This window comes from Aeromonas sp. 603404, from assembly GCF_049171775.1.
Taxonomy (GTDB): domain Bacteria; phylum Pseudomonadota; class Gammaproteobacteria; order Enterobacterales; family Aeromonadaceae; genus Aeromonas; species Aeromonas veronii_A.
Map to the genome: position 1 here is coordinate 273,045 of NZ_JAAKPE010000001.1, position 23,709 is coordinate 296,753.

The following is a 23,709-nucleotide window of genomic DNA, read 5'->3' on the forward strand; positions in this document are numbered from 1 at the left end:
TCAGATCTCATCCGGCGTGCGCAGGTTGGTCACATTGATCCGTTCGCCGCGCTTGCGCTCTTTTTCGGCCTGCATCTGGGGACGGTAGATCCCCTGATCGCCCACTACCCAGGAGAGGGGGCGGCGCTCTTTGCCGATGGAGTCCTGCAGCAGCATCAGGGCTTGCAAAAAGGCTTCGGGACGGGGCGGGCAACCCGGAATGTAGACGTCGACCGGCAGGAACTTGTCCACCCCCTGCACCACGGAATAGATGTCATACATGCCGCCGGAGTTGGCACAGGCCCCCATGGAGATCACCCACTTGGGTTCGAGCAGCTGCTCATACAGGCGCTGGATGACTGGCGCCATCTTGATGAAGGGGGTCCCTGCAATCACCATGAAATCGGCCTGACGGGGCGAGGCACGGATAACTTCGGCGCCGAAGCGGGCCACATCGTGGGGGGAGGTGAAGGCGGTACACATCTCCACGTAGCAGCAGGAGATGCCGAAGTTGTAAGGCCAGAGGGAGTTTTTGCGGCCCCAGTTGACTGTGTCTTGCAGCACCTCCTCGAGGCGGCCCATCATGATGCCGCGCGTCGCTTCTTGCGCCAGTGGGTCATCGACGGTCTGGCGCTGCTCCTGGGGGTAGCGCTCAACGGGTGCATCCGGGTCAATCCGGGTCAGGGTGTACTTCATGGTGCAACCTCAAGGAAAGGGTCTGTGGTTCAATCACTGTTTTTGTTGTTCAGCTGCGGTTTGCGCGGCGACCAGTCCAGTGCGCCGATGCGCCAGAGGTAGATCAGGCCGATAAGCAGCAGTCCGATGAAAATGGTGGCTTCAATAAAGCCGACCCAGCCGCTCTCCCGCACGGAGACAGACCAGGCAAACAGGTAGAGCGCCTCGACGTCGAAGATGACGAAGAACATGGCGACCAGATAGAACTTGGCGGAAAAACGCAGGCGGGCACTGCCGACCGAGTCGACACCAGATTCAAATGGCTTGTTCTTGGTGCGGCCGTAGGCACGACCTCCCAGCAGGGCGGCGAGGCCTATCATCACCAGACAGATGGTGATGGCACCGATGACATAAATGGCAAAAGCCCAATGTTGAGCAGAAATATCAGCAAACATAGAGGTTTTTCCTAACCAAATTAATCAAGCGACTTAACAATAATGTTACGCATTATGACACTTTCGCACTGATTTACATGTCATTTTTACGGGTTAATTATTAATCGGTTAACCGGTAATTAAATTTTGTTAAGAAGCGCACTTTTTTGTTGGTTATGGCGGGCGAGAAAGGCCTGTAAAACGCAGAGAGCTGCTCCTCGTCATCACCTGAAAGGGGTAAATGCCGCGGGCGAAGCAGGATCAGGTCGGTATCGCGGGCAGGGGGCACAGGCGGGAGAAGAGCGTGATGGCGGGTGAGATAGGGGGGGCGGCAAGAGCAATAAAAAGAGAGGCTCGCAAGCCTCTCCTGTCATCGCGTTCCGGTTTCGAGCGTGGGGCGGTCAGGGTTTATTGGCGACCAGCAAGACCTGATCCGGGTAGGCGCCAATGGAGCGAAGACCGATATCTCCCGAGGTAATATCCAGATACGCCCGCTGACCATTGGCGGAGGTTACCGTGCTGCTCATCAGATAGACATAGCCCTCATTGACCTCTTTACCGTCCCCCGCCATGGCGCGCGGGAAAATGGCTTCATTGAGAGAGGGCTTGTAGCAGGCGTGCTCGACCAGGGTCGCCAGCTCCTTGATGTCGGGCAGGCGCCACTGGCTGATACCGCCGAAGTGATAGAGAGCATGGCTGCTGTCACTGCGGATCCGCTCCGCCACTTGCAGCCCCTGCTGCCAGTAGTAAACGGTCGGTTCACCCAGGCAACTGCTGCCACTCCATGTCTGCCCCAGTTTGCAGCGCATCCAGGTGAGGCCGGTGTGTTGATCCGTGACGGTGCCGTTGCCATGGTCAAGAAAACGGGCAGAGGGGGCGGTGCGATCCATAGTGTCATCACAAATGGCAGCACCGTGGGCCAGGGGGGCCAGCAGTGCCAGCATGGCGAACGAAAAGCGATAAAGGCTCATGATATTCCTCGGGTTATTGGGGAGTGGCGACCAGTCGTACCTGCATCAGCTCGATATAGGTATCTTGCTGCACCAGCGCGGGATAGGTGGTGCCCGCATCTTCTCCCAGGAGCAGGACTGTGCGTTTGCTGATGGGGCCACCGGAGAAGCGCTGAGCTGTGTTGCTGGTGGCGCTCCAGTAGTAGCCATGGTAGGTGTCATCTTCCGAGGGGGCGATATCCGGGAAGTAACGGGTATCCACGATGATGCGTTGACCCAGCGGGTCCTTGGCCAGGCTGCCGTAGTGCATCAGTGACATCAGCTCACCCATGGTGGGCAGCCGCCACTGACTGATGCCGCAGCGCTGCTCGCCATTGAGCCACTGCTGATACGCGCGGGTGGTCAGCATGGTGGTCAGCGCCTGTGCCCGGGCGAGGGCCGCAAGATCTCCTTCGGCGGTGAGCTGTTCGATCCTCTTATGAATATGCTGGTAGGCCGCTTGCTGCTCGCCTGCGGTCGCCTTGAACTGCTCATCCTCATAGGCAAAGGGTCTGCTTTTCCAGTCAGGACTCAAGGGATCATCTGATTTGACCTCCCACACCAGACCGGTATTGAGATCCTTGACGCACTGCCAGCTCGGCGCGTTGTCGGGGAGCACCTGACCGCGATCATCGAGTTTGCGATAGGCAAGCTGGGGACGAGTGCGATTCCAGCTGGCATCTTGTCCCGGATAGTCGTCGGGCTCCTGTTCCAGCAGCGGATCGTTGCCATCGCTGAAGGTGGTGACGCCGGTGACGGTCAGCAGGTTGCGTGGCTGCTGCTGCACCAGCAGGGTAAGCAGCTCGCTTTGGGTCTCTTCGGCAAATTGGCCGTTGCGTTGCCACTCTGAAGCCAGCTGCGCCAGCATCAGGCTGATGGCGCGATAGCTGGTGGTGAGCAACTGGGTCTCCTTGGCGTTGGCAAGTCGTGCGCGGGCCTGTTGCTGCAAGCTGATCGCCACCTGTTGCAGTGCTTGATCAAACTGGCCGAGGCCCGCGAGGGCCGCGCGGTCGCTGCCCGGTTGCAGCGGGGCGAGATCGGCCAGCAGCAGTGACAGTGCGCGATCGGCGGCCACCCCTTCGGCAATGCGGCTCTGCCACAGGGTGCTGAGCAGGGTTGGTTGCAGCCGTTGTGGATCCCCTTTGGCGGCCGGATGTGCCAGCAGCAGCCCTCCGCTCCTCGGTACGAACAGCAGGGGCGAGTTGACGATGTTGGCCGAACGGCTGACCAAGGCTACCGCTCCTTCGCCGCTGACGGCAGGGTCGGCAGGATCACATTGCCAGTTCTGATCCAGATCGGCGCACAGGGTACCGGCGGTTGGCAGGGCGACATCGACCCGGTAGTCCGGGATCGCCAGTGGTGCGTTATCTTCCCCGCCGCCACAGGCGCTGAGCAGGGCTGAGAGGGTTGCAATAACCAGTACGGATGGTTTCACTTCACATTCCTTGATTCGGTCACAGGTTCACGGGGGCGGTAACCCCCGTGGTACAGGATTCAACGGCGCGGGGTGCTCCGGCGCCAGATGCGGGGCCAGAGGGCCAGCAACAGCAGCAGGGGGGAAGCCGTGCCGCCACCCCCTTCATCCTGCTCAAGGGGAATGATGCCGGTGTTGGGCAGGGCTTCATCCTTGTCGCAGCGGGCGCCGACTTGCTGGGCTACCCGCCAGTTGCGCAACTGACCGGTGTCACCGGCGCTGGTGTCGTTGATCTCCAGCAGCCAGCGGCCAGCGAGCGGTTCGCCGTGCAGCTTATCGAGTGATTCGAACGGTACCAGTTCACGGGGGAACTCCCCCTTGAGCCGGGTATGGCTGGCGTAACCCTTGTTCCACAGGCTGATCCGGGTACCGTAAGGGGAGGTGAGCCAGATCTCCAGCTGCTCCAGCTTGCTGTGCTCCAGATCGAGGGCGACCACGAATCCGCTGTCGATGCGGGCCTTGCTCTCGGGCAGGGTGAGAGTGAAGCGGGACAGGCCGTGCCGCTCATCGCTCACCGCATCCTTGATCTGGCCACCCTGGCCGATGGCCCGTTGCCAGAGCGGTTCACCGATCGGCAGTTGCAGGTCAAGGCGGGTCTGGCGCTCGGTGGGGCTGGGCAGGGTGAGCTGGAACTGCAGCGGCAAGGTGACTGCCTCGCCACAGGTCAGGTTGCTCGCCGCTTCCAGCGGCAGGGTCCAGCGGGCGCTGCCATCGGCGCTGAGCTCTCCCTGCCAGTGACCGTCACCCATGAGCCCCTTGGTCGGGATCAGGCTGGCGTCAGCCACGGTCAGGGGGCGGCCGCTCTGGTTGGTCAATTCGATGGCGAGGCTCTTTTTCTCCCCGGGCAGCAGGTAGCTGTCATCGGCAAGGCGGGCCGCGATGGGCGTGGGCAGCAGGGCGTGGTGGCGGAAGGCCTGCTCCAGCAGCTTGCCATAGCTGCGATCCGGATAGAGGCGGTTGGCGGTATCCACGGTGACCCGCGCCAGCTGGGGCATCCGCACCTGCGGGCCGAGGCCGAAGTGGGATTCAATCAGCAGGGTATCGAACTCGTCACGGGCTACCTCGCCATATTGTTCAACGGCCTGGCGCAGCGCGGTGAAGAGCGGGGTGCCCCACAGCTGGTCGCCGTTGCTGCCGTTGATGGTGAGGTGAGCCGGATAGAGGAAGCCCGGATGATAGCGCGCTCGCAGATCATCGAGCTGACGGGGCGTTCGGCCGCTGATCCTGGCATCCCAGTTGAAGACCATGAAAGGCTCGAACTGGCGAGCCTCTGGACTACGCTGGCGCCAGCTGGCGGCCAGATAGTCGCTAAAGCCCTCGCCGATGGCGCCCCAGTCACCCTCTTCTCCCATGTCGGGCAGGATATGGTGCTGCACCGCATGGCCAAACTCGTGCCAGATCACCATGGGATCTTCCGCATCGGGCACCCCTATCCGGCCAATTTCCAACCGGCGCAGGAAGGGGTCATAGAGAGAGTTGTCCTGCTTCCCGGCATCGGTATCGATGGCCAGGGGGCCACCCATCAGCGTCGGGTAGCCAAGGGATTCCACATGGCGCTGGGCCAGATCCAGATGGTAGTAGCCATTGATATCGAGGAAGGCGGGCTGCTGGTGATCCAGCTGGAAGCCATCGGCATCAGGGCTGCTAAAGGGGGCAGTTTCCGGCTCCGTGCCATCCACGACCCGGGCGCGTGGGCCACTCAGCTGGTAGGTGTCATCCACCTTTTGTACCCTGAGCGGGACGGTGCGATAGGCCCGGTTGTCCAGCACCAGATCGTGGCGCCACAGCAAATTGCCATCTTGCAGCTGGGTGCGGGGATCGAGGGCAAAGATGCGGGCTTGCACCGTGGCCGCTTCCCCTGCCAGCGGGGCCGCTTCGGCACGGGTGCTGGCCTCTTGCAGCGTGCGCCCCAGCAGGGCGCTGCCATCGCAGGTGACAAACAGTTGCCAGTGGCTGCTCTTGCTGTTGCCCGGCTGGCTTTCCACCGCCAGCAGACGCCAGGCCGCAGTCAGGGTGTCGCCATCCTGCCAGTACCACGGCTGGGCCTCGTCACTGCCGGCGAATTTCCACACCGTACCATCCAGCGTGGCGGTATAGGCATCCACCCCGGCGCGGCTTGCTTCATCACATGGCGTCGCCTGTGCCTGCATCAGCCGGGTATTGTGATAAAGGCGCCACGGGCGACCCTGCTCATCGAGACTGACGGCGGCCATCAGGCCGGCGATCGGTGCGCCATTGAGCTGCTGGCGATAATGCAGATAGTGGCCCAGCTTGCCTTGGCGCTGATAGGCCGGGGCATCACTCAGGGTGACGCCGAGCTGCTGTTCGAGCCAGAGGCGGGTATCGGCCGGGGCGTCCTGTTCGACAAAACGCAGTTCGGCGGCCTGAGTGGAAAAGCCAGCCAGCCCCAGCAAGAGGACGGGCAACAGGGGTTTCATAGTGGTACTCCCAATCAGCGGCAGGGTCATTGATTGATCCCCGCCAGATGCAACAAGAAGGCAAATTCACGAGCCCGATCGCCACCACCGGCGCGGTGGCCTCCCTCCAGTTCGGTCAGCAGCAGGTAGGGGCCGGAACCCGTGCTGTGCTCCCGCAGGCGGGCCAGCCACTTGACCGGCTCCCAGTAGGGCACCTGGCTGTCGTGCAGGGCGGTAGTGACCAGCAGGGGCGGGTAGGGTGCGCGGTGCAGGTTGTCGTAGGGGCTGATGCGGCGCATCGCCTGATACTCTGCGGGCTTGGCCGGGTTGCCCCACTCCTGGTACTCCTGACGGGTCAAGGGGAGGGCGGGATCACTCATGGTGCCAAGCATATCGACGAAGGGAACCTGCAACACGGCGCCGCTAAAGAGTGTCGGTTGCTGGTTGAGGGCCGCAGCAACCAGTGTGCCCCCCGCGCTGCCCCCCATGGCAAACAGGGGCAGGGGAGCGGCGTCGGGCGACCAGTGGCGCAGGGCGTGACCGGCTGCGATAAAGTCGCTAATGCCGTTCTGCTTGTGGATGCCCCGTCCGTCGCGGGTCCACTGCTCCCCCAGCATGCCGCCGCCGCGCACATGGGCGATGGCGTAGACAAAGCCCCGATCCAGCAGGCTTAACAGCTCTTTCTGGTAGTAGGGGCGCATCGGCGTGCCATAGGCGCCATAGCCGTAGAGCAGTACGGCGCGAGGGGCCAGATCTTTGCGCCACACCAGCGAGACAGGCACCCGGGTGCCATCGGTAGAGGTGATCCAGCGCCGCTCGCTCTGATAGGGCAATGCTTTATTGCCTGCGGTGTGCTGGTCGTTGATCCACTGGCCGCTGTTTAAATCCAGCCAGCGCTGGCCGGGGGGCTGGCTCAAGCCCTGACTGCGCACCAGAATGCGGTCGCTGGCCGGGTCATGTTCTCCTTGCAGCCAGCCGGTACCGGCGCCACTGGCCAGCGGCAGGCGCTGGCGTTCATGGCCGTTGCGATCGAGCAGGGCGAGCCAATCCTCCCCCTGCTGGCGAAACTGCACCACCAGATGGCGATCAAACAGTCGCCACTTCTCGGGATCGCCGAGATCCTCCCCTTTGGCGGGCCACAGGCGCTGCCACTCACCGAGCGGCGTGCTGGCTGAGTAGAGGGCAAACGCCCCCTCCCGGTTGCTCTTGATCACCCAGCCGGATTGATTGTCCAGATAGTATTCCACCCCGCGCTGGCGGGGTTTGACCTGCTGCGGCTTGCCCGAGTCGAGCAGGTATTGCTCCGAGCTGTCGTGGTTGTTGCCCTGCAACACCAGATGCTGGCCATCCGTGGTGCGATAGAGGCTGAGCAGCCAGGCGGGATCCTGCTCCTCATAGAGAGTCTGCTCCTGGCCATCCTGCCAGCCGCGCAACTGCCAGGGGCGCAGGGTGTAACGCTCGTTGGCGATGGTGTAGAGGGTGCGACCATCTTGTGACCAGGCGAGATCAGCGCTGCGCTGCGCCAAACTGGCCAGCGCCTTGCCGCTTTGGAGATCGAGCAGGGTAACTTGATAGTCGAGATCGCCGCGCCTGTCTTCGGCGATGGCCAGTGTGAGGTTATCCGGGCTCAGGGCCCAGCCGCCCGCTTCGTAATAGCCCTCACCCGCTCTGGCGGGAAGCAGCTGCTGCACCTTGCCCCCGTGGCGTTGCCAGAGTGAGCCATCCGGGCGCAGCAGCCATGCCTGATCGCCGCGGACAAGCCAGTTGTCTGGCACGGGTTCCCCTGCCGGATGACGGGCAAACTCGGCGCGCAAGGTTGCTTCCAGCGGCTGCTGCGCGGCGAGCTGCTGCTCGCTCCAGCGATTTTGCTGCTTGAGCAGGGCGAGAATGGCCGGGTTGCTGCGGCTCTCGTCCCGCAACCAGAAGTAGGGATCCTGGCGTACGGGATTGCCTGAAATCAGGTGCGATTGGGACGGGATCGGCGGTGGCAGGGACTCTTGCGCCCACGCCAACGGGGCGGCCAACAGGGCCGCCATGATTGCATGATGCTTCATCACATCCCCACGAAACGGTAACTGAGGCTGGCTGACAGGTAGCGGCCGCTCTGGCTGTAGAGGGAGGTGTCGCTGCCAGCCGGGAGTCCGGCCACATCCTGATAGCGGACGTAGCGGGTATCGAGCAGGTTGCCGATGGTGGCATTGACCTTGAGCGCCTCGGTGATCTGCCAGTCGCCGGTGAGGTCCAGGCTGAACCAGCCGGCGCTGCTCTGGCAGGCACCGTTGTAGCCAGTCTGCGCATTGGCGCACTGGGGCACCTTGGTCATGGCGGCGGCATAGTTGCCACTGAGCTCAACCCCCCAGTCGAGCTGTTGCCAGCGCAGGGTGGTGTTGCCTTCCAGCGGTGTCTGGGTGCGCAGCGGCTCACCGCGGTGATCCTTGCCATCCATCCAGGCCAGATTGGTCGAAAGCTCCCACTCGTCGCTCAGCCAGAGGCTGGCGGCCAGCTCGGCGCCCCAGGTTTCTGCTTTGGCAACGTTGCGATATTGGCGCAGGAAGACACCGTCATCGAGGCGAAAACCGGTCTGGCGCCAGTCGATGAAGTTGTAGTAGCGGTTGTAGAAAACGGCCGGTTTGACGCTCCAGTTGTCGCTTTGGCCATTCACTCCCCACTCCAGACTGTGGCTGGTCTCCTCCTTGAGGTTGGGGTTGGCAATGATCTCGAATGGCGGCATGGCAAAGTAGTGGGGAATGTTGCCGTAAACCTGATCGTAAGCGGGGGCGCGGAAGCCGTTGGCATAGCTGAGCCAGCTGCGCCATGTCTCGTTGAAGCGGTAACTGGCCGCCACACTGGGGGAGATGTGGTCGCTGTGGTTCTCGGCCAGATTGCTGTCCGGTGCGCGCAGGCGTTGGCGGTCAAAGCGCAGGGTCGGGGTAAACTGCCAGTTGCCCAGATCGATCACATCGCTCAGCCAGATGCCATCGCGGCGGGTTTCGGCCTTGCTGAAGGGGGCTTTCTGTCCCTGGGTGGTGATGCCATCTTCCAGGGTCAGATTGCTGACCGGCCGCTCGTGGTTGGCCTGCTCCAGCTCCACACCGTAGCTGAAGGTGTGATCCAGCGAGCCGGTGCTCAGCTTGCTCTGCAACTCCAGCTCACTGCCAAGGCGCAGCTCCTCGAACGTGGAGAGGGTGCGCTGGCTGCGATATCTGGGATAGCCGCTCAGGGCATCGTTGCGCAGCAGCTGGCGCTGGTTGGCTTCGTTGCGTGACTGGTTGCCAAACAGGCTCCAGTTGAGGGTATCGACCATGCCCAGATCGTTGGCTTCCCAACTGAACTTGCCGCCTTGGGTGCGCTGATCGCCATCTTCCTGAAAACCGACCACATCCCAGCTGCCATCGGGTTGGGGCACCGCCTTTGGGCCCATCTGGCGTTTGGCGTGATCCTCGTAGTAGTCCAGCTCCAGCCGCAGAGCGTGATGGGCATTGAGGGGGAGGCGGCTGCTGGTGGAGGCGCTCATGCCATCCAAATCAGCCGGAATGCGGTTCTCCTCAAAGTTGGCGGTTTCGTTGCCGCGCCAGCCGGAGAGGCGCAACAGATGTTCGCTCTCCAACGCCCGCACAGCGCCTGTCATGCTGAGCTTCTTCTTGTTGCTGTCGCCACCGTAGAGTGTCTTGGCCGCCAGATAGCTATCTTGCTGTTGCAGATAATCTTCCGGCTGCTTGGTATTCATCACCACGGTACCGCCGATGGCATCGGAGCCATGCAGGGAGGAGCCAGCCCCCTTGGCCACCTCAATCTGCTTGATGTCATCAAGGTCGAAGTTGAAGCGACCCACCTTGTCATTGATGTTGTCGGCGCCAAAGCCATCGCTGACGCGCACTCCATCCTTGATCAGCAGGATGCGATTGCCACCGATGCCGCGCACGCTGATGTTTTGCGGTCGCCCGGCAGAGCCGGTGACCGAGACACCGGGGATCTTGCGAAACACATGAGTCAGCTCGCTGGCGACCTGACGGTCCAGCTCTTCCTGGGTGATGACGGTGATGGAGCCGGAGACATCGGAGAGTTTCTGTTGTACCCGTTGCCCAGTGACAATGATGGTGTCGTCGCTGCGAGCCTTCTCCACAGGGGGAAGATCGGCCGCGCCTGCGGAGGCACAAAGGAGTGCCGGCCATGCCTGAAACAGTTTATTCATAATGATAATTGTTTTTATTTGAGCCTGAGGGGCGGCATTATTGCAGAGGCCTGACCACTTGACAATAAATGGCAATCATTATCATTAAGATCTTATGGTGTTGATATTATTGAGTTATTTGTTTTTAAAAAGAGGCTCCCGCGCGAAGCGGGAGCGGGGGAATCAGGGCTTGAGCAGTTGCAGCGACTCTTCTGCTGCCTTGCCTTGAGAGAGGGTGATATCGACCCGGCGATTCGCCTGGCGATGTTCGGGGGTGTCATTGGCAAAGCGGGGTTGGGTGTCGGCAACTCCCTGAGCGATGACTCGTCTGGCATCCAGCTGGGGGTTAGCCAGCATGGTTTGCACGATGGAAGAGGCACGCAGCACTGATAGCTCCCAGTTATTGCGATAAAGCTCCACCGGCGCCTGGGAGTTGTCGGTATGGCCGGTGACCACTACCTGCCCCGGGATATTGGCCAGAATGCCGGCGATCTTATGGACTAGCGGGACGAACTGGGGCTGCAGGAACGCTGAATCGGAGGGGAACAGCGCCTTCTCGCCGATGCGGATCACCAGCTGACTGCCAAGCTGCTCGACCTCCAGATCCTTCGATTCAATCTGGGCCTTTAGCTGCAGCTCCAGCTTCTGCTTGGTCACCTGCACCCACTCCTGCTCCTTGGTCTTGTGGGGCCAGGCTTCGGTGGCGCTCGGTTTTTCCGAGGCACCTATGGTCTCGTTGAAGGGGTCCGATGCCGCCATGGGGGCATCTTTCTCCAGCACAGTCTCCTCTTTCGGGCTGCTCGGCGTAGTTTTTGATTCTGGCTCGAGAATCCCTGTGCCCCCCTGCATCAAAGGTGAGCCGGCAGGCGGGGAGATGAGGCCGATTTTACCCAGCGACTCGATAAAGCCCTGGATAAGCACCCGGGTTTCGGACTGCTTGGCCATGGCAAAGGAGTAGAGCACCACAAACAGGGCGAACAGCAATGTCATGAAGTCGGCATAGGAGACCAGCCAGCGTTCGTGGTTCTCCGGCGCTTCAGCCTTTTTCTTTTTCGCCACCATGGCCTCCCAGATAAGGTTCGAGGGTCACTTGCAGGCGTGCTTGGGACTCGCCATCCACGATGCAGAGAATGCCGGTCAGAGTCATCTCCTTGTAGTGGCGGATCTGGTGGGCAAACCCCTTGTAGCGGTTGCCGAACGGCAAGAAGATCAGGTTGGCGGCGGATACCCCGTAGATGGTGGCGATAAAAGCCACCGCAATGGCGCCACCCAGCTTGTCGGGGGCATCCAGCAGACCCATGGCGTGGATCAGGCCAAATACCGCGCCGACGATCCCCATGGTCGGGCAGTAGCCGCCCATGGCTTCATAGAATTTGACCGTCTGTTCGAGATCTTCCTGTTCAAATTCGATCTCGTTCTCCAGCACCTCGTGGATTTTGTTCTTCTCGTAGCCATCGACCATCATCTGCACCCCCTTCTTCAGGAAGGGATCCTTGATCTCCTCGATCATCCCTTCCAGCGCCAGCATGCCGCTGCGGCGAGCATTGCCTGCCAGGGTCTCCAGCAACTGGGCCTGTTCCAGCATGTCGAGTTTGAGGGGAGAGAGCAGCCATTTGAAACGCTTCATGGTGCTACCGACGACAGAGAAGGGGAACTGGGTCAGCGCAGCGCCTATGGTGCCGCCGATCACGATGAGGAATGCGGGCAGATCGAGCAGTGCACTGGGGTGACCACCCTCGATCATGTTGCCGCCAAGGATGGCGATCAACGCCAGCACCAAGCCAATCAAGCTCATTTTTTACACGTCCCTGTATGTTGATAATGGCTAGTGTAGCTAGTTAAGTATCAGTTTTTCAAAATGATATCCAATCGCTGAGCAATTAATCGGCGTGGTATGTGGCAGCGGGTGTCGCGCACAAAGCGGGGAGAGGCAAACGTTGTTATGGCATCAGTGGCGAGAGACTGACTAAGAGCGAAACAGTCTGCGGCTACTATAGTGCGCAATCATCCAGAGCCGGGAATCCATGAAGCACAATAAAGATCTTCTCCTCTCGGGACCATATCCTGGTGATTAGGTGACGTCATCATCAAGAAGGCGACCATCAGGTCGCCTTCTTGTTTCGTATTTTGCAGTATATGGCTCGATGTCAGAGGGGCGATCAGAGCACCATGGCGGCAAACCAGCCGAAGATCACCAGCGGGATGTTGTAGTGAATAAAGGTGGGCACCACGCTGTCCCAGATATGGTCGTGCTGGCCATCGGCGTTGAGGCCGGATGTCGGGCCCAGGGTAGAGTCGGAGGCCGGTGACCCCGCATCTCCCAGCGCGCCAGCGGTACCGACCAGCGCGATGATCGCCATCGGTGAGAAGCCGAGCTGCAGACAGAGCGGCACATAGATGGTGGCGATGATGGGCACGGTGGAGAAGGAAGAGCCGATCCCCATGGTGATGAGCAGGCCCACCAGCAGCATCAGGAAGGCGGCGATCCCCTTGTGCTGGCCGATGCCGGAGGCGACCACCTGTACCAGAGAGTCGACCCCGTGGGTTGCCTTCATCACCGCGGCAAAACCGGCGGCGGAGATCATGATGAAGCCGATCAGCGACATCATGCGCACCCCCTGGGTGAAAGCATCCTGGCTTTCGCGAAACTTGATGACGCCGCCGCAGGTGAAGATGACAAAACCGGCCAGCGCACCCAGTACGATGCTGTTGGTCATCAACTGCAGCCCCAGTGCTACACCAATGGCCAGCAGGGCCACCCAGATATGAGTGAGGTTGAGCTCGACCGCTTCGGGCTCGGCATCCAGGATCTTGGCCAGATCGTACTGGCGCGGTTTGCGATAGCTGATGAATACCGCAATCAGCAGGCCCAGTACCATACCGGCAACCGGAATGGCCATCGCCAGCGGGATCTGGCTGGTGGTGATGGGCACGCCGTTATCGATCAGGTTCTTGGCCAGAATGTTATTCAGGAAGATGCCACCAAAGCCGACCGGCAGCACCATATAGGTAGCTGTCAGGCCAAAGGTGATGACACAGGCCACCTGACGACGGTCGATCTGCATCTGCGCCATCACATGCAGCAGCGGCGGGATCAGGATGGGAATAAAAGCGATGTGAACCGGGATCAGGTTCTGGGACGAGATAGCCACGGCCAGCACGGAAGAGAGCAGCAGGGTTTTGACCCACATGATGCGGGTCGAGCTGGCATCCTTGCCCAACTGGCTGATCACCTTGCGGGCCAGCAGGTCGGTGATCCCGGAGCGGGAGATGGCAACTGCAAAGGCGCCCAGCATGGCGTAGGAGAGGGCAATCTCGGCGCCACCGCCCAGGCCACCGCTGAAGGTGGTGAGGGTATCTGTCAACGACAACCCGCCCACCAGACCGCCCGCAATGGCACCCAGCGCCAGCGAGACCACCACATTGATCCGCAGCAGACTGAGCACCAGCATCAGCCCGACTGCGATAACAACTGGATTCATTTGATTTCCTTATAGTTTGTTATTGCTGTCTGTCATGTGAAGGGGAGTTAGTTTGCGAAAAATGTGACAAATGTCGAGAAAAAAATCAGTCAAACCCCTCATATTGCAGCAGCATGTGGCACAAGGTTGCTCAACCTGAGGGTTTGTGACCTGTTTGTCTCCGTGCATCCCGCGCTCAGCGGTGGATAGTGACCTTGATAGCGATTTCCGGTGCGCTGTGCAATCAATCACTTCCCCAAAAAGCGAAGGCTGCCAGTGGCAGCCTTCATCCGTTTATTCTTGTCCCTCATCATCGGTAGGGGCATCGGTTGTGTCATCATCCGGATGCGCAGGCGGCCAACCCCCCATGCTCTTCCAGCGGTTAACGATATGACAGAACAGCTCTGTGGTGCGTTCGGTGTCATAGAGGGCAGAGTGCGCCTCTTTATTGTCAAACGGGATGCGGGCGCTCTGGCACGCTTTGGCCAGCACGGTCTGCCCCAGCGCCAATCCGGAGAGAGCAGCGGTGTCGAAGGTGGCAAATGGGTGGAACGGATTGCGCTTGAGGCCAGCGCGCTCGGCGGCAGCCATCACGAAGCCGTGATCAAAGGTGGCGTTGTGGGCCACTATGATGGCGCGGCCGCAATCCTGCTCCTTCATCCCCTTGCGGATCCCCTTGAAGATCTCGGTCAGCGCCTCTTTTTCCGAGACAGCGCCACGCAACGGGTTGTAGGGATCGATGCCGGTGAACTCCAGCGCGGCCTTTTCCAGGTTGGCCCCTTCGAAGGGCTCGACATGAAAGTGGAATATGTGATCGGGAACGAGCCAACCCTGCTCATCCATTTTCAGGGTGTAAGCCGCTATCTCGAGCAGGGCATCGGTCTTGGCGTTGAACCCGGCTGTTTCAACATCGATGACGACGGGGTAAAAACCACGGAAACGGCCCTTGAGGGTATGAACTGCGTCGGTCATGGGATCTCGGTCGGGATAAAATGAGGCGGCATTATGGCAAAAAAGCACAGGCTTGTCCTCCCATCCCACGCAGGAGACAGCGGCAAGATGGTGCCGGATTCAATATCTGTGCAGCCACCAGCGGGCGGCTATCAACGCCGTGAACGACCCCAGCAGGGCGCTGGCCAGCACATCCACCGGCCAGTGCATCCCCATCACCATGCGCGACAGACCAATTCCCAGTGCCCACAGAGGCAGCAGCCAGACGCCCGTGGGAGCGCGGGCCAGCCAGATAAGGCCGAAAAATTGGGCCAGGCTGATGGCGGCGATGCTGTGGCCGGAGGGGAAGGCGTAATTCACCTCCTTTTGCCAGTGGTGGCCGAGCCACTCTGGCAGGGCCAGCAACTGGCTGGCCGCATGCACCTGCTCACTGCGTACATCGACGCTACTGGCGTAGAAGCTTTTAATGGCCGGGATCAGCCCCTGACCCTCCAGCCAGAGCAGGTAGGGTCTGGGCTCTTCGGTCAGGTGTTTGACCAGGCTCTTGATCACCCAGTCGCTGGCAAGCAGGGCTGCCAGCGCGCATCCCAGCGCAATGAAGGGGGTCAGCTTCAGTTTGAGTTTGTAGCGGGTCAGCAACAGCAAGAGGGCGCCACTGACCCCGATCCCGGGAATATCGACCATGCGGGTAAGGGCGTATAACCACCATAGCCAGCCTGACTGCAGTGAACCGGTCAGAAAAGGCTGCCAGGGCAGGGTGGCGAGCATCAGCAGGGGCAGGATCAACAGGGCAGTGAAGCCAAGCACCTGACTGCGGGTGAGTGAGGAGATAGAGAGCGACGAGAAATGTGGCGGCATGGTGGGTGTGGTCGATCGCGAAAAAGAGGGGCATTGTGCCACCGTGACATGCCCGGACAAAGCCGAGCAGCACGTTTGTTACCTCTGCTTACACATTTGTGGCGACATCCTCAGTTTGAACGGCAGGAGAGAGTGGCCACCGAACAATGTGGTCCCCTTTCGCGCCTGATTGCATCACAGGCTGAAATCTCGGGCGGCTTTGCGCTAGAATGGCGCCCCCGTGGCGGTTGTGACCAAAGAGAGCCCGATGAAGATAGTCGTTGATGAGAATATGCCCCATGCCGTGGAGCTGTTTGCCGAATTTGGCGAGGTGATCCCCTTGCCCGGACGGCAGATGCAGGCCTGCGATCTGCTCGATGCCGATGTGCTGCTGGTGCGTTCGGTCACCCGCGTCAACGGCGATTTGCTGGCGACCAGCCCCAAACTCGGGTTTGTCGGCACCGCCACCATAGGCACCGACCATGTGGACAAGGCGTTGCTGGCAAGCCGCAATATTCCCTTCTTCAGCGCCCCCGGTTGCAACAAGTATTCGGTGGGGGATTATGTGCTCTCCGCCCTGCTGGTGCTGGCGGAGCGCTATGAACTCGACCTCTCGGCCATGACGTTGGCGGTGATTGGCGCGGGCAATACCGGCGAGTGCGTGGCTGGCAAGGCCCAAGCGCTCGGCATGCGGGTACTGCGCTGCGATCCGCCCAGGGCGCGGGATAATCCTGATGCGGGCTTTGTCGATTACCAGACCGCCCTTGGCGCCGATATCGTCAGTTTCCACGTGCCCATCACCCGTGAAGGGCCGGATGCGACCCACCATCTGCTCGATGCCGAACAGATTGCCGCGCGCCCTGCCGGGCAGATCCTGATCAACGCATCCCGTGGCGAGGTGTGGGATAACCGGGCCCTGCTGGCGCGTCAGTTGGGCGATGCGCCTTTGCGACTGGTGATGGATGTGTGGGAGAACGAGCCCGAGCCAATGGCAGCGCTGGTGCCCCATACCGAGATTGCCACCCCCCATATCGCCGGTTACAGCCTGGAGGGGAAGGCTCGCGGTACCTGGATGCTCTATCAGGCGCTCTGCCAGCAGCTGGGGCGCCAGCCTCGTCAGGATTTGAGTCAGCTGTTGCCTGCCCCCGATGTGCAGGTGGTGGTGCCGGGCCGCGCACCGGATCAGGCGCTGATCAAGCAGCTGGTGCATCTGGTCTATGATGTGCGCCGCGATGATGCCCGTTTCCGGGCCCGACTCGGCCTGTCCGGCAGCTTTGACGAGCAGCGCAAACATTATCCCGAGCGCCGTGAACTATCCTCCCTGCAGATCGAGGGCGCGTTTGCCAGTCAGGATCTCGGTGCGTTGGGATTTGCGCGGTCACGTCCCTGAATCGGGGATCAAGAGCTGGAAGATAACCGGAAGGAGTGAGCCGTACGGCCACACCGACCCCTTTTTTACTGAGCTGGCGCAGATCCTGCTGCGCCGGTTCAGCCATATCAGGCAGCGTCATCTCGCAGCGCGGGAGCCTGCCGACCATGGTGCCACCCGGCGCCATTGCAGCATTATCAGAGGAGAACAGAATGAGCCAGCAGTTTAACGTAGCGGTATTGGGTGCCAGCGGCGCCGTGGGTCAGGCGATGATCGAGATCCTGGAAGAGCGCGAATTTCCGGTAGCGACCCTCTATCCGCTGGCTTCCAGCCGCAGCGCCGGTGATACAGTGCGCTTTGGCGGCAAGAACCTCGAGATCCTCGATGTGGAGGAGTTTGACTGGAGCCAGGTGCAGATCGCACTCTTCTCCGCCGGTGCCGAGGTATCTGCCAAGTGGGCGCCGATTGCTGCCGAGCACGGTTGTATCGTCATCGACAACACCTCCTGCTTCCGTTACGACGAAGATATCCCGCTGGTGATCCCGGAAGTGAACCCGGATGCGCTGGCCGATTTTCGCAATCGCAACATCATCGCCAATCCCAACTGCTCCACCATCCAGATGCTGGTGGCCCTGAAGCCGCTGCACGACGAAGTGGGCATTGCCCGCATCAATGTGGCCACCTATCAATCCGTGTCAGGCTCCGGCAAAGAGGGGGTCAGCGAGCTGGCGGGTCAGACCGCTCATCTGCTCAACGGTCGTCCGGTGGAACCGACCCTCTATCCGCAACAGATCGCCTTTAACCTGATCCCGCAGATCGACAGCTTCACCGACAACGGCTACACCCGTGAAGAGATGAAGATGGTATGGGAAACCCAGAAGATCCTCGGCGATGCCAGCATTGCCGTGAACCCCACCTGCGTGCGGGTGCCGGTCTTCTACGGCCACGCCGAGGCGGTACACGTCGAGCTGCACCAGCCGCTCGATGCCGAACAGGTCAAGGACCTGCTGCGCAGTGCGCCGGGTGTGACCCTGTTTGATGACGAAGGGGACTATCCGACCCCGGTGCGTGACGCAACCGGCAAGGATGAGGTGCTGGTGGGTCGGGTGCGCCAGGATATTTCTCACCCGAGTGGTATCAATATGTGGATCGTGGCCGATAACGTTCGTAAGGGCGCGGCAACCAACAGTGTACAGATTGCCGAGCTGCTGGTTCGCGACTATCTGTAAGGCTGGTCAGATGCCACAGATGGGCAGCAGGGAGTGCTGCGCATCTGGCCTGTGATAAATCGGGGGTGTGACCCATGCCGCACTCCGTCACTTCAAGATTCTGTTGCGATATCAACTGATTAAGTTTTTTCCTACACTCAGAGTCAAGTCGGGTGCTAAATGTGTCGGACTACTGGCTTGCGACGCGAGCCTGATTTATATTGAACCGACTGTTTTGGGGTAACTATCCAGATTTTTCAATGTGATAGGGCCGTCATACGAAGGAACGAATATGGGACATTCCCGCATAACATTGGCAACGCTACTCGCATTGGGTCTGCTGGGCTCCGTCCAGGCTGAAGACGCTGCGCGGGAGCCTTTTTTTGTCGAGCTAAAAGGCCCTGACGAGCCCGCACCTCCAGCCGTCAATTCCCAGCCGCTGGCGCAACCGGTCGCCAGACCCGTGGCGCAACCGGTACGTGCAACCGCCCAGCCGGTGGTACGTCAGGTCACGGCCAATGCCGGTAGTTATGGCCCTGTTCGTCCAACCGATACTCTCTGGAGTCTGGCGAGCAAATACCGTCCCTCCAGTAGTGTCAGCGTCTACCAGACCATGGTGGCGATCTACGAGAAAAACCCCCGCAGTTTTGCCGATGGCAATATCAACCACATTCTGGTGGGGTCACGCATCCTGCTGCCGACCGTGGCCGAGGCGAGCGTCATCACCGATGCCCAGGCTCGTGCTAAGTTCCGCAGCGACAACGCCAGCTGGAAGGGGTTAAGCCCCAAGTATCTCGCCGAGAAGCAGGCCCATGGCGCCAAACCGGCGGCCAAGCCCGTGAAGGTTGAGACTGCCAAAGCCGAACCGGTGAAAACCGCGCAAGCTCCCTTGCCTGCGGCAAAAGCGGCACCCATTCCTGCTCCTGTCGTAGCACCGCAACCGTCTGCTGAAACCAAAGATGTTGTCAAGGCGAGCGAGCCTGCGCCAAAAGAGGCGGTGGCCCCAGTCCCGGCGACGAGCGCCGCAGCAAGCACCACACCGGCGCCTCTGCCTTCCGATCTGGAAAAACCGGTGGGCAAACCGGCCACCGAGATGGCGCTGGCGCTGGAAGATGCCAATGCCCAGCTCGGTCAGGTGACCGAGATGAACCACAGGCTCAAACTGCGCTTGCAATCTCTCACCGAAGAGGTCGAGACCCTCAAGGCCCAGTTGCAGGATCAGACCGCGCTGCAAAAAGAGCTCGCCGAGCTGAAGGCCAGACCTGTCCCCCCCGTGGTGGCAGAGCCTGAACCCAAGCAGCACTGGCTGATGGAGCTGCTCTCCTCACCGCTCAACCTTGCCATGATCATCCTGCTGCCGGTGCTGCTGGTATTGGCGCTGGTGACTCTGTGGCTGCGGGCCCGTGCCCGTCGCGAGCTGGAGGAGCAGGAGAAGAGCCTCTCCGAGTCCACCGCCATGATGATGGATCAGGAGCAGAGCGAGTTTGACGATCTGCTGAGTGTCGATGTGACCGACAACGAGCCGGTACGCCCGGTGCCGGATCTCAATACCCCTGATGGCTTTATGCCGGTCGAGCCAGATGAACCGGCTAAAAAGCCGGATGTTGATCTGGTTTTCAGCGACGATGGCGAGATCGATCTGCAAGGTTTCGAGCCGGAGCGAATGGCTGCCCAGTCAGCCAGTCGTGACCCGGATCTGGTGCCGGATCTCGATCTCTCGCTGGATGAGCCTGTCGCGTTGGCCAATGAACCCGACATGGATCTGGCCAGCGAGTTCAATCCCAAGTCCAGGGATGCTGATGAGCTCATGAGCGAAGAGGAGCTGCAGGCAGCCCTGTTTGCCGAGCTGGATGCGGATCTTTCGGCTGATCTGGAACCGGAGTTGAGTGCAAGCAGCAAGAGTACGGCTGCTGATGATCTGGCCAGTTTTGATCTGGGTGATTTTGAAAATGAGCTGGATAAACCGGCTGCGGGCGAGGGCAATAATGCCATCGACTTGAGCGTGGATGGTTCGGCTGATGATATGTTGGCCGAGTTGGGGCTTGAGCCAACCAAAGGCAAGGAGACCGAGCTCGATCTTGAGTGGGATCCCAACGAACTGGCGCTCTCCGATTTCGAGGATGCCTTTACCGAAGTGGAGTCTCATCCGGCAGAATTGCAGCCAAGGGAACAGGCCCAGGCAAGCGGTTACGTCGAGATCGACAAGCTGCTGGCCGATGCGGATGCCACCGCGCCGGAGCAGGAGCCCTATCAGGGTCTCTCGCTGGACGTGGGGCTCGATGGTTTCCCCGAGGTGTTGCCTGAATCCACCGGCTTTGATGTGGATGCCGATGACGGCGGTGTGGGGGCCAAGCTGGATCTGGCCCGCGCTTACCTCGAGATCGACGACAAGGATAGCGCCCGCGAGCTGCTGCAAGAAGCGGCAGAGCAGGGCACCGAGCATCAGCGTGCCGAGGCAGAAAAACTGCTCAAGCGGTTGGGGTAAAATTGTCCCTGTCGCGGGATCAGCAAGAAGGGGGCAGCCATTGGCTGCCCCCTTCTTCATGGCAATTTGCACAGGGTGAATTCTCCGCCCATGCAAGCCAATCAGGCGGTTTGTGGGACTTTTCGAGTTGAGCGCGTATAATCCGCCCCGTTTCTTTCACTGCGTTTCACAACAAGACAAGTTTATCCATGCGAATTGCCCTAGGTATTGAATATGACGGCAGCCGGTATTTCGGCTGGCAGCGTCAGCGTGAAGTGATCAGCGTGCAGGCTGAACTGGAGACGGCGCTGAGCCGGATTGCCAACCACCCTGTCTCCATCCAGTGTGCCGGACGCACCGATGCCGGTGTCCATGCGACCGGTCAGGTGATCCACTTCGATACCGAGGCGAACCGTGCCGAAGGGGCCTGGACCCTGGGGCTCAATTCCAACCTGCCGCCGGATATCGCCGTGCGCTGGGTCAAGCAGGTGGACGAGAGCTTCCACGCCCGCTTCAGCGCCACCGCCCGTCGCTACCGCTATGTCATCTACAACCACAACTACCGGCCGGCGATCCTCGGCAGTGGCGTCAGCCACTACCACGAGACCATCGATGCCGAGTTGATGCACCAGGCGGGCCAGAGCCTGCTGGGGGAGCACGACTTCAGCACCTTCCGTGCCGTCGCCTGCCAATCCAACACCCCGTGGCGCAATGTGACCCATCTGTGTGTCAGCCGCTCCGGCCCCTACATCGTGCTCGACATCAAGGCCAACGCCTTCCTGCACCATATGGTGCGCAACATCACCGGCTCCCTGCTGCTGGTGGGGCAGGGGCTCAAACCGGTGGAGTGGATTGCCGAGGTGCTGGCTGCCAAGGATCGCAATCTGGCCGGGCCGACCGCCAAGGCCGGTGGCCTCTATCTGGTCGACGTGGATTACCCGGCCGAGTTTGCTCTGCCGCAGTTGCCGCTCGGCCCGCTGTGGCTGCCGGACTCGGCACCGGGTACGACCAGTTTTTAGTAACTGCGCCCGAAAAATTGTGGTTTAATGACCCGTCATTTGTTGCCATCGAGCTATTAAGTCATTGAACAATCTAGGCTCGATGCGTTTTGTCAGGCACAAAAGCATTAAGGAATTCCATGAGCTGGCTTGAGAAGATTCTTCCCAAGAGCAAGATCACTGCGCCCCGTCGTCACAACATTCCGGAAGGGGTGTGGACCAAGTGCAGTGCTTGTGAACAGGTGCTCTACCGGGCAGAGTTGGAGCGCAACCTCGAAGTGTGCCCCAAGTGTGATCATCATATGCGCATCAGCGCCCGCGCCCGTCTCGAGAGCTTCCTCGATGAGCAGGGTCGTACCGAGATCGGTGCCGAGCTGGAGCCGCAGGATGTACTGAAATTCAAGGATTCCAAGCGCTACAAGGATCGTTTGTCTGCCGCTCAGAAAGAGACGGCGGAGAAAGATGCGCTGGTGGTGATGAAAGGGACCCTCAAAGGGGTACCGGTTGTCGCCTGTTCGTTCGAATTCTCCTTCATGGGGGGCTCCATGGCCTCCGTGGTCGGTGCCCGCTTTGTGCGCGCCGTCGAGGAGTGCATCAAGGAAGGCCGCGGTCTGGTCTGCTTCTCCGCCTCTGGTGGTGCTCGCATGCAGGAAGCGCTGTTCTCCCTGATGCAGATGGCCAAGACCAGTGCTGCTCTGGATCGTCTGTCCAAAGCCGGCCTGCCCTATATCTCCGTGCTGACCGACCCCACCATGGGTGGCGTCTCTGCCAGTCTGGCGATGCTGGGTGACATCAACGTGGGCGAGCCCAAGGCGCTGATCGGCTTTGCCGGCCCGCGCGTTATCGAGCAGACCGTGCGCGAGAAACTGCCGGAAGGCTTCCAGCGCTCCGAGTTCCTGCTGGAAAAGGGTGCCATCGATATCATCATCGATCGCCGCGAAATGCGTAACCGTCTGGCCAGCCTGCTCGCCAAAATGCTGAATACTCACGTCATCGAAGAGTGAAGATGAGTTCAAACATGCAACAATCCCAAAGCCGGTCGCTTGTCGACTGGCTTTCTTATTTGGAGCAGATCCATCCGGTCAATATCGACATGGGGCTGGATCGGGTCGGTGCTGTCGCCCGGCGTATGGGGCTTACCCAGCTGCCGTTCAAGGTGATCACGGTGGCGGGCACCAACGGCAAGGGCTCCAGCTGTGCCATGGCGGCCAGCATTCTGATGGCCGCAGGCTATAAGGTCGGCGTCTACTCCTCGCCCCATCTGCTGCGCTTTACCGAACGGGTGCGGGTCAACGGGCAGGAGCTATCCGACAGCGATCACTGCGCCGCCTTTGCCGAGGTGGAAGCTGCTCGCGGCGAGATTGCCCTTACTTTCTTCGAGTTCGCCACCCTGGCCGGTTTGTGGCTCTTCTGCCGCGCCGCCCCCGATGTGCTGCTGCTGGAAGTGGGGCTGGGTGGTCGGCTCGACGCCACCAACGTGGTGGAGTCCGATGTGGCGATGATCACCTCCATTGCCCTCGATCACTGCGACTGGCTGGGTGATACCCGCGAAGCTGTGGCGGTGGAGAAGGCTGGGGTCTATCGCGCCGGTAAACCCGCCATCAGTGGCGAGCCCAATCCTCCTGCGACTATCGCGAGCGAAGCGGCGCGTCTTGGCGCCAACCTGCGTCAGGTCGGTATCGATTTTCGTGGCGATGAGCACGAGAGCGGTTGGGATTATCACGGCCTCAACCAGTGGCGGGATCTGCCAAAACCGGCGCTGCCGCTGATGAACGCTGTGACCGTGTTGGCGGCGCTGGAGTCCCTCGGCTTGCCGCTGCCGGAGTCCGCCATTCGTGACGGGCTTGCCAATGCCCGGCTGGCTGGCCGGATGCAGCAGTTGCAAAGTGCGCCGCTGGTGATCGTCGATGTAGCCCACAACCCCCATTCGGCGGCCTATCTGGCCGCGCAATTGCGCAAGATGCCCTGCACGGGTGTGCGCCGTGCCGTGGTCGGCATGCTCAAAGACAAGGACATGACGGGATCCCTTGCTGAGCTCGACGGTCTGATCGGCGAGTGGTATCTGGCCAGCCTCACCGGCCCGCGCGCCGCCACCGCTGCGCAACTGGCTGCGGCGTTGGGAGAGGGCAAGGGGCCTGCCAGGGAGTTTGATGATGTCAGCGCCGCTTATCAGGCAGCGTTGGCCGCATCGAGTCCGGACGATATGGTCATTGTGTTTGGTTCGTTTTACACTGTCGCCGACATTCTGGCGGGTGTCGCCGTCTAGGCCACACCCCGGCTCC

At 60.7% G+C, this 23,709-nt stretch carries 18 protein-coding genes; 6 read left to right on the forward strand and 12 right to left on the reverse strand.

The genetic code is table 11. The features are described 5' to 3' along the window. The 12 genes from G5306_RS01200 to G5306_RS01255 all read right to left on the reverse strand — a co-directional run bounded on the left by G5306_RS01200 (position 1) and on the right by G5306_RS01255 (position 15,409). The gene (locus G5306_RS01200; RefSeq protein WP_005344917.1) at positions 1-675 is read right to left on the reverse strand and encodes a NuoB/complex I 20 kDa subunit family protein; all 675 of its coding nucleotides are present in this window, start codon (positions 673-675) and stop codon (positions 1-3) included. Between the two features lie 29 nt (positions 676-704). Next, positions 705-1,109: an NADH-quinone oxidoreductase subunit A gene (locus tag G5306_RS01205; RefSeq protein WP_005344919.1), complete on the reverse strand. Its 405-nt coding sequence runs from the start codon at positions 1,107-1,109 to the stop codon at positions 705-707. A 380-nt stretch (positions 1,110-1,489) separates the two neighbouring features. Continuing rightward, positions 1,490-2,059 (reverse strand): DUF1566 domain-containing protein, encoded by a 570-nt coding sequence (locus G5306_RS01210; protein ID WP_216978575.1) that lies wholly within the window; start codon positions 2,057-2,059, stop codon positions 1,490-1,492. A 13-nt stretch (positions 2,060-2,072) separates the two neighbouring features. Then, complete coding sequence (locus G5306_RS01215; RefSeq protein WP_421221521.1) at positions 2,073-3,512, reverse strand: DUF1566 domain-containing protein; 1,440 nt, start codon at positions 3,510-3,512, stop codon at positions 2,073-2,075. A gap of 59 nt (positions 3,513-3,571) precedes the next feature. Then, the gene (locus tag G5306_RS01220) at positions 3,572-6,019 is read right to left on the reverse strand and encodes a proprotein convertase P-domain-containing protein (protein WP_421312112.1); all 2,448 of its coding nucleotides are present in this window, start codon (positions 6,017-6,019) and stop codon (positions 3,572-3,574) included. Then, positions 6,016-8,022 (reverse strand): prolyl oligopeptidase family serine peptidase, encoded by a 2,007-nt coding sequence (locus G5306_RS01225; RefSeq protein WP_421312114.1) that lies wholly within the window; start codon positions 8,020-8,022, stop codon positions 6,016-6,018. Before G5306_RS01225 ends, G5306_RS01220 begins: the two co-directional genes overlap by 4 nt. Then, a complete protein-coding gene (locus tag G5306_RS01230; protein ID WP_421312115.1) occupies positions 8,022-10,160 on the reverse strand; it encodes a TonB-dependent hemoglobin/transferrin/lactoferrin family receptor in 2,139 nt (712 codons plus the stop codon). Before G5306_RS01230 ends, G5306_RS01225 begins: the two co-directional genes overlap by 1 nt. 162 nt (positions 10,161-10,322) lie before the next feature. Beyond that, positions 10,323-11,201 (reverse strand): flagellar motor protein MotB, encoded by an 879-nt coding sequence (locus G5306_RS01235; RefSeq protein ID WP_421312116.1) that lies wholly within the window; start codon positions 11,199-11,201, stop codon positions 10,323-10,325. Then, positions 11,176-11,934 carry a flagellar motor protein gene (locus G5306_RS01240; RefSeq protein ID WP_335843154.1) on the reverse strand — a complete coding sequence of 253 codons (759 nt, stop codon included), beginning with the start codon at positions 11,932-11,934 and terminating at the stop codon, positions 11,176-11,178. Before G5306_RS01240 ends, G5306_RS01235 begins: the two co-directional genes overlap by 26 nt. Positions 11,935-12,298: 364 nt before the next feature. Beyond that, complete coding sequence (locus G5306_RS01245; protein WP_421312117.1) at positions 12,299-13,621, reverse strand: Na+/H+ antiporter family protein; 1,323 nt, start codon at positions 13,619-13,621, stop codon at positions 12,299-12,301. Positions 13,622-13,894: 273 nt separating this feature from the next. Next, positions 13,895-14,572 carry a ribonuclease T gene (gene rnt / locus G5306_RS01250; protein ID WP_216953912.1) on the reverse strand — a complete coding sequence of 226 codons (678 nt, stop codon included), beginning with the start codon at positions 14,570-14,572 and terminating at the stop codon, positions 13,895-13,897. Between the two features lie 99 nt (positions 14,573-14,671). Then, on the reverse strand, positions 14,672-15,409 hold the full coding sequence (locus G5306_RS01255; RefSeq protein WP_421312119.1) for a phosphatase PAP2 family protein: 738 nt from the start codon (positions 15,407-15,409) through the stop codon (positions 14,672-14,674). 247 nt (positions 15,410-15,656) lie between these two features. On the opposite strand from G5306_RS01255, the gene G5306_RS01260 reads away from it, so the two are divergent. The 6 genes from G5306_RS01260 to folC all read left to right on the forward strand — a co-directional run bounded on the left by G5306_RS01260 (position 15,657) and on the right by folC (position 23,693). Then, on the forward strand, positions 15,657-16,778 hold the full coding sequence (locus G5306_RS01260; protein WP_421312121.1) for a 4-phosphoerythronate dehydrogenase: 1,122 nt from the start codon (positions 15,657-15,659) through the stop codon (positions 16,776-16,778). Between the two features lie 191 nt (positions 16,779-16,969). Continuing rightward, positions 16,970-17,986 (forward strand): aspartate-semialdehyde dehydrogenase, encoded by a 1,017-nt coding sequence (locus tag G5306_RS01265; RefSeq protein ID WP_040066449.1) that lies wholly within the window; start codon positions 16,970-16,972, stop codon positions 17,984-17,986. 271 nt (positions 17,987-18,257) lie between these two features. Continuing rightward, the gene (locus tag G5306_RS01270; protein ID WP_421208310.1) at positions 18,258-20,450 is read left to right on the forward strand and encodes a FimV/HubP family polar landmark protein; all 2,193 of its coding nucleotides are present in this window, start codon (positions 18,258-18,260) and stop codon (positions 20,448-20,450) included. A gap of 188 nt (positions 20,451-20,638) precedes the next feature. Further along, the gene (truA, locus tag G5306_RS01275; RefSeq protein WP_040066446.1) at positions 20,639-21,448 is read left to right on the forward strand and encodes a tRNA pseudouridine(38-40) synthase TruA; all 810 of its coding nucleotides are present in this window, start codon (positions 20,639-20,641) and stop codon (positions 21,446-21,448) included. A 119-nt stretch (positions 21,449-21,567) separates the two neighbouring features. Further along, on the forward strand, positions 21,568-22,431 hold the full coding sequence (gene accD, locus G5306_RS01280; RefSeq protein ID WP_042053089.1) for an acetyl-CoA carboxylase, carboxyltransferase subunit beta: 864 nt from the start codon (positions 21,568-21,570) through the stop codon (positions 22,429-22,431). 2 nt (positions 22,432-22,433) lie between these two features. Then, positions 22,434-23,693, forward strand: coding sequence for a bifunctional tetrahydrofolate synthase/dihydrofolate synthase (gene folC / locus G5306_RS01285; RefSeq protein WP_421312122.1), 1,260 nt, complete (start codon positions 22,434-22,436; stop codon positions 23,691-23,693). Positions 23,694-23,709: the final 16 nt, after the last annotated feature.

Coding starts and splice junctions, on each gene's coding strand:
- G5306_RS01200 (WP_005344917.1), bottom strand. CDS start 675: ATGAAGTACACCCTGACCCGGATTGACCCGGATGCACCCGTTGAGCGC.
- G5306_RS01205 (WP_005344919.1), bottom strand. CDS start 1,109: ATGTTTGCTGATATTTCTGCTCAACATTGGGCTTTTGCCATTTATGTC.
- G5306_RS01210 (WP_216978575.1), bottom strand. CDS start 2,059: ATGAGCCTTTATCGCTTTTCGTTCGCCATGCTGGCACTGCTGGCCCCC.
- G5306_RS01220 (WP_421312112.1), bottom strand. CDS start 6,019: ATGACCCTGCCGCTGATTGGGAGTACCACTATGAAACCCCTGTTGCCC.
- G5306_RS01225 (WP_421312114.1), bottom strand. CDS start 8,022: ATGAAGCATCATGCAATCATGGCGGCCCTGTTGGCCGCCCCGTTGGCG.
- G5306_RS01230 (WP_421312115.1), bottom strand. CDS start 10,160: ATGAATAAACTGTTTCAGGCATGGCCGGCACTCCTTTGTGCCTCCGCA.
- G5306_RS01235 (WP_421312116.1), bottom strand. CDS start 11,201: ATGGTGGCGAAAAAGAAAAAGGCTGAAGCGCCGGAGAACCACGAACGC.
- G5306_RS01240 (WP_335843154.1), bottom strand. CDS start 11,934: ATGAGCTTGATTGGCTTGGTGCTGGCGTTGATCGCCATCCTTGGCGGC.
- G5306_RS01245 (WP_421312117.1), bottom strand. CDS start 13,621: ATGAATCCAGTTGTTATCGCAGTCGGGCTGATGCTGGTGCTCAGTCTG.
- rnt (WP_216953912.1), bottom strand. CDS start 14,572: ATGACCGACGCAGTTCATACCCTCAAGGGCCGTTTCCGTGGTTTTTAC.
- G5306_RS01255 (WP_421312119.1), bottom strand. CDS start 15,409: ATGCCGCCACATTTCTCGTCGCTCTCTATCTCCTCACTCACCCGCAGT.
- G5306_RS01260 (WP_421312121.1), top strand. CDS start 15,657: ATGAAGATAGTCGTTGATGAGAATATGCCCCATGCCGTGGAGCTGTTT.
- G5306_RS01265 (WP_040066449.1), top strand. CDS start 16,970: ATGAGCCAGCAGTTTAACGTAGCGGTATTGGGTGCCAGCGGCGCCGTG.
- G5306_RS01270 (WP_421208310.1), top strand. CDS start 18,258: ATGGGACATTCCCGCATAACATTGGCAACGCTACTCGCATTGGGTCTG.
- truA (WP_040066446.1), top strand. CDS start 20,639: ATGCGAATTGCCCTAGGTATTGAATATGACGGCAGCCGGTATTTCGGC.
- accD (WP_042053089.1), top strand. CDS start 21,568: ATGAGCTGGCTTGAGAAGATTCTTCCCAAGAGCAAGATCACTGCGCCC.
- folC (WP_421312122.1), top strand. CDS start 22,434: ATGAGTTCAAACATGCAACAATCCCAAAGCCGGTCGCTTGTCGACTGG.